Source organism: Mycobacterium sp. (assembly GCF_032162105.1).
In the GTDB taxonomy this organism is placed as follows: domain Bacteria; phylum Actinomycetota; class Actinomycetes; order Mycobacteriales; family Mycobacteriaceae; genus Mycobacterium.
In genome coordinates this window covers 1-4,351 of the sequence record NZ_JAVRPS010000597.1, presented here as the reverse complement: position 1 = coordinate 4,351, position 4,351 = coordinate 1, and the positions used below count along the sequence as shown (strand labels likewise).

At 67.1% G+C, this 4,351-nt stretch carries 5 protein-coding genes; 1 reads left to right on the top strand and 4 read right to left on the bottom strand.

Features of this window, described 5'->3' with window-relative positions; genetic code table 11:
- The 3 genes from QOC69_RS30515 to QOC69_RS30505 form a co-directional block, all read right to left on the bottom strand.
- A partial coding sequence (locus tag QOC69_RS30515) for a transposase (RefSeq protein WP_526446253.1) occupies nt 1–1,373 on the bottom strand: 1,373 nt, incomplete at its 3' end.
- 152 nt (nt 1,374–1,525) lie between these two features.
- A complete protein-coding gene (locus QOC69_RS30510) occupies nt 1,526–1,702 on the bottom strand; it encodes a hypothetical protein (protein ID WP_526446252.1) in 177 nt (58 codons plus the stop codon).
- Nucleotides 1,703–1,908: 206 nt separating this feature from the next.
- Nucleotides 1,909–2,286: a DUF4345 family protein gene (locus QOC69_RS30505; protein WP_526446251.1), complete on the bottom strand. Its 378-nt coding sequence runs from the start codon at nt 2,284–2,286 to the stop codon at nt 1,909–1,911.
- A 36-nt stretch (nt 2,287–2,322) separates the two neighbouring features.
- Here QOC69_RS30505 and QOC69_RS30500 point away from each other — a divergent pair, with 36 nt between their 5' ends.
- Nucleotides 2,323–3,084 (top strand): helix-turn-helix transcriptional regulator, encoded by a 762-nt coding sequence (locus QOC69_RS30500; protein ID WP_526446250.1) that lies wholly within the window; start codon nt 2,323–2,325, stop codon nt 3,082–3,084.
- Between the two features lies 1 nt (nt 3,085).
- Here the strand turns inward: QOC69_RS30500 and QOC69_RS30495 are convergent.
- On the bottom strand, nt 3,086–4,351 hold a 1,266-nt coding region (locus QOC69_RS30495; RefSeq protein ID WP_526446249.1), incomplete at its 5' end, for a flavin-containing monooxygenase.

Below are 4,351 nucleotides of genomic sequence, written 5' to 3'. Positions count from 1 at the left end.
CCGGCGTCGGCGAGCAGGATCCCGATCGAGGCTGCCTCGGCCTCATCGCAGGGCTGCGGTGGTCGGTGGCGGGCGATCACGTCTGCTGCGCTGACCGTCTTGTCGACCATGTCGCGGAAGTACTGATTGTCGACTGGGCTGGTCCCCACGTCGGTGGCCAGGATCAGCCCGTCGGCCGCGGTGACTGCCTGGCAGTTGTAGCCCTGCAACCAACCGCCACCGCGCAGCGGCTGCATGCGTGATTGTGGGTCGGTGATGTTGGCCACGCGTTCGACGGCCTCGGCCTTGGCCTGGGCGGTGTCGGCGGCGGCGCGGGCCCGTTGGAGTTGGGCCTGGGCGGTACGCACCCGGTTATGCTGCTCCACCGGTACCGGTGGGCGGCCCCGCCGACTGCGGGTGGCCAGCTTGGCCTGGTAGGCGGCGATCGTCTGGGCCAGCCGCCGTTCGGCCAACGCGACCTGCGCTTCGACCGGGATCCGGCCGATGATCTTCTCCCCGGCGCTGATGCGCGCCAAGTATGGGCCCACCATGGCCTCGCGCTCGGCCCGCCCGGCGGCGACCTCGGCGTCGATGCGGGCCCGGGCTTGAACGATGCGCCCCAACCGATCATGTTCAACCCGTTGCCATTTCATTGACTCCGCCGACGGTGGCCGCTCCTCGGGTTCAGCGGGATCGGCGGGCGTCTCGACGGTGGCCGCGTCGGGGTCCGGCTGCGCGAGTGCTTCGGCGATCCGCTCGGCCAACACCGCGGGATCGGCCAACTCGGCCGGTACCGACCCCGGATTGTCCTCGCCGAACATCTCGTCCTCTTCGGCGTCGGTGGCCTCGTGCGCGGCCACCGCAGCCTTGGCGATCCGGGCCGCTTCGGCCTCGGCGGCCTTCGCCAACCCCGAGGTGGTGCGGTTGGCCGACAGCGACGCATTCGACGCGATCTTCACCCCATCGAGCGCCACGGTCTCCAACCGGCCCAACCCCAACCGGGCGGCCAACACCAACACCTGGCCGAACAACTGCTCACACGCGGCGTGATTGTCGGCGCGGAACCGCGCGATCGTCACGTGATCAGGCCCATCACCAGCGCAGATCACCCGATAGGACACCACATCGGCGCACGCCCGCTCGATCCGCCGCGAGGACCGCACCCCCTGCGACCACGCCCAAATCAGCAGCGTCACCAACATGTCCGGGTCATACCCCGCCCGGCCCACCCCGCCAGTGCGTCGGCGCTGGTGAAACGCCGAGGTGTCCAGCCGCTCCACGATCCCGATCAACGTCCACACCGAATGATCCGCCGGCAGCCACTCCCGCATGTCCGGCGGCAACAAGAACGACTGATCACGCACTACCGGTCGATAACCCTTGGCCACCAACACATTCTCCACGAGCCGCAGATCAGACGCTCAATACGACACGCGATTCCGCAACAGCCCGCTCAGCGAGGGTTTCCGCGCCCAAGTCGCAAGGGGGGTGGCGGCACGAAGAAGGGGCACCCAATTGATGGGTGCCCCTTCTTGGTGTGGGTGGGTCAGCGTCCGTTGCCCACGGTCGAGGTGGCCGACCCGACGATGGCGTGATGCTGGATGTCGTTGATCCACTGCTGGTGGTCGATGCCCGCGTTGGCGGGGGCGGCCAAGCCGAACAGAGCTGCGGCGAACCCAGTGGCTGTGATTCCGGCGATGGTAGCGAATACCGACTTCTTCATGATGATCCCTCTTCTGTGCGTTTCTCTGATGTTCTGGGTCTGTCGGCGGGAGGCCTTTCTCGCCGATCTGACTACTCAAACCAGCAGGTCAGAGGTTTAATTCCGCTGGCAGAAATTGATCGCCCGTTGGCAGTAATCAAGCGGTCCGACGTCTTTCTGCCAGTCGGATCGGCAGGCATCGCGCAAACCGCCGACCGGGCACGTGGTCACGCCGTGATCAGCAGCGCAGCGGCGGCAACGGCTTCGACGCCGAAGTAGAACCAGTTGGGATAGAACGCGGTCCGGCCGTCGACCACGGCGGAAACCAGGCGGCCGAGCGCCATTCCCGCCAGCGCCACACCGACGGCAAGCAGGATGCCGGTTCGATGGGGGCCTGCGGCCACGGCCGCGTACGTCAGCACCGCTGCCATCGCCAGGCCGAATCCGCCGTAGACGGCGCGCACCTCCGACCGCGATGTGGATTGCTCGAGGGTGATGCCGAACGGCCGCACCAGCATCGCGGGGGCGGCGAGTGCATAGACGCCCATGCCGAGGAAGAACACACCTATTGCGACGATGACCGCTGTGCCGACAACGCTGGCCACGGTAGCCTCCTGTCCCAGTTCACGTAGGAGGCCAGCATGGTCCTAGAAGTGGCGTCGGCGCTTCCACAAACCTGCTCTTCGTCGATCTGGCTGTGGCCAGGCCAGGCGCTCTACGCCGGTCCGAGCCTGAATCTGGCGCCGCATTCGGGATCCGTGTGGTGCTTGGCCGTCGGCGTCGACCGGCCGCTCACGGTGCTGACCCCCGACGGAAAGACACGCGATGCGCACAGCGTCCTCATCCCGCCGCGACTGACCCATCAGCTCATCTGCCACGGCGGCCGACTGGTGTCCTGCTACCTGGAGCCGACGTCGGATCGGGCGGACTCGTGCCGCCACGAGTTCGGCCAGTGGGTCGACGGCATCGGCGTTCACCACGCCGCCGGGGACCGGCTGTTGTTCACCCCGGACGACGACCAAAGCGCCTGCCGCTGGCTGGATTTGGCCGCGCCGGCGGTCGAGCGCGTCATCGATCCCCGCATCGTGTTCGCCGCAGGCCGTATTCGCGCGGACCCGGCCACGACGGTGTCGTCGCGGGAACTGGCCGCCGAGGCGGGACTTTCCGAGTCGCGGTTTCTGCACCTGTTCCGCGACGAGGCCGGGACGAGTCTGCGTCGCTACCGACTCTGGGTTCGGCTGGTGGCTGCCGGGACGGCCATCGCCGCAGGGAAGAACTTGACGACCTCCGCGGTGGATTCCGGTTTCGCCAGCCCGTCACACCTCGCCGACCGCTTCAAGGCCACGTTCGGGCTGTCAGCCACCCAATTGCTCGGAACGGGTGCGATTCTGCGCACGCCGTAACTCAGGCCGACTGCACGGCCGGGACGGACACCCGGCCGAACACCATGGACTCCTCGATGCGGTCGAAGCGATGGTCGACGACGTCGAGCAGGTAGTTGTGCCGGACGTGCCAGGGCCGCCGGGTGCCCGAGCGCGGCAGCGCGTGCGGTGCGCGCTGGATGTAGCCGGCGTCCAGATCCCAGGTCGGCTTCTCCTTCATCAGGGCCTGGCCCAGATGCGGGTAGGCGTGCGTGTAGCCGTGAGATTCCATGTAGGCCAACAGCTTCGCCACCGCACGCGCAGTCATGTCGGCCCGCAACGTCCACGACGCGTTGGTGTAGCCGATGCACCACGCCATGTTCGGCACGTCCTCGAGTAGGTACTCCTTGTAGACGAACCGGTCGTTGGGCTTGATCTCCGCGCCGTCGATGCTGACCGAGATGCCGCCAAGAGCCTGCAGTTGTAGGCCCGTCGCAGTGACGATGACATCGGCGTCGATCCGGTCGCCCGACTTCAGCACGATGCCGGTGGCGTCGAGGTGGTCGACGTGGTCGGTCACCACCTCGGCACGGCCATCGCCGATGTGGTCGAACAGATCGTGGTCGAGGACCAGACACATGCGTTGGTCCCACGGGTCGTAGCGCGGCTTGAAGTGCACGTCTACGGCGTAACCCTCGGGCAGGGCGGCGATCGTCCGGTTCCGGATCAGCCACCGAGCGAACTTCGGGGCCTTACGGAACAGGAAGTACATCGACACGTGAATGAGCGCATTGCGGACCCGCACCACGGAATGTGACAGCTTGCGCGGCAACACCTTCCGGATGGCCTGCACCATCGGGTCGATCCGCGGCATCGACATCATGTAGGTCGGCGAGCGCTGGAGCATCGTCACCTTCGCCGCCTTCCGCGCCAGCGCCGGGATCAGGCTGATCGCCGTCGCGCCGCTGCCGATGACGACCACCCTCTTCCCGGTGTAGTCGAGCGACTCGGGCCAGTACTGCGGGTGCACCACGTCGCCGCCGAACTGCTCGATGCCGGCAAACTCCGGCGAGTAGGGCTCGTCGTAGTTGTAGTAGCCGGTGCCGCAGAACAGGAAGCGGCCACGGTAGAGCTTCTGAGCCCGACCGTCTGGACCGTCCTGTTCCGTGCGCACCGTCCAGGTGTCGGTGGTCGAGTCCCACTCGGCCGACTGCACGCGGGTGTTGAATCGGATGTGCTGATCGATGCCGTGTTTGCGCGCGGTGTTGGTCAGGTAGTCGCGGATGTCCGCGCCGTCGGCGACGTTCTC

What these genes read in the sequence shown, in the direction of transcription:
- QOC69_RS30500 (WP_526446250.1), top strand. Translation starts at nt 2,323, where the DNA reads ATGGTCCTAGAAGTGGCGTCGGCGCTTCCACAAACCTGCTCTTCGTCG.
- QOC69_RS30510 (WP_526446252.1), bottom strand. Translation starts at nt 1,702, where the DNA reads ATGAAGAAGTCGGTATTCGCTACCATCGCCGGAATCACAGCCACTGGG.